Origin of the sequence: Lonsdalea iberica (genome assembly GCF_002111585.1) — a bacterium.
Lineage (GTDB): Bacteria > Pseudomonadota > Gammaproteobacteria > Enterobacterales > Enterobacteriaceae > Lonsdalea > Lonsdalea iberica.
Window position 1 is genome coordinate 1 of record NZ_LUTP01000121.1, and the last position, 908, is coordinate 908.

The 908-nt window shown below is 60.6% G+C and carries 1 protein-coding gene; it reads right to left on the reverse strand.

The annotated features are described in order from the left end of the window. A partial coding sequence (locus AU511_RS17000) for an Ig-like domain-containing protein (RefSeq protein ID WP_139829434.1) occupies positions 1–908 on the reverse strand: 908 nt, incomplete at both ends.

The window sequence follows — 908 nt, forward strand, 5'->3', positions numbered from 1 at the left end:
GGAAGCGGTGACGGTGGTCTGATAAGCCTGATCGCCGATGGTTACGGTCACCGTGTCGCCGACCTGCACGTCGTTGCCGACGCGCCCGGTGACATTCTGGTTCTGACCCGCTTCCGCGATATTCAGCGTGTTATCACCGGTCACGTTATCGATGGTGATGGATGCTTCCGGTGCCGCGGTATCGACCGCGTAGCCGTGATCGGCTGATGCCGTAGTCGGGTTACCCGCCGCATCGGTGGTGGTGACTTCGGCATGAATTTCATTGTTACCGGCCAGCACCTCGCCCGGTACGCTCACACTCCACACATTGCCGTTATCCGAGGCGGTGACGGTGGTCTGATACGACTGATCGCCGATGGTCACGGTCACCGTATCGCCGACCTGCACGTCGTTGCCGACGCGACCGGTGATGGCCTGCGGCTGACCCGATTCCGCGATATTTAGCGTGTTATCACCGGTCACGTTATCGATGGTAATGGATGCTTCCGGTGCCACAGTATCGACGGTGTAGCTGTGGTCAGCACCGGCCGTAGTGGCGTTGCCTGCACCATCGGTGGTGGTCACTTCCGCATGGATCTCGTTGTTACCAGCCAGCACATCGCCCGGCACGCTGACGCTCCACACATTGCCGTTATCGGAGGCGGTGACGGTGGTCTGGTACGCCTGATCGCCGATGGTGACGGTCACCGTGTCGCCCACCTGCACATCGTTGCCGACGCGGCCGGTCACATTCTGATTCTGACCCGCCTCGGCGATATTGATGGTGTTATCACCAGTCACGTCGTCAATGGTGATGCTGGCTTCCGGCGCGGCGGTATCGACGGTGTAGCTATGGTCAGCACCCGCCGTAGTGGCGTTGCCTGCACCATCGGTGGTGGTGACTTCGGCACGGATCTCATTGTTACCAG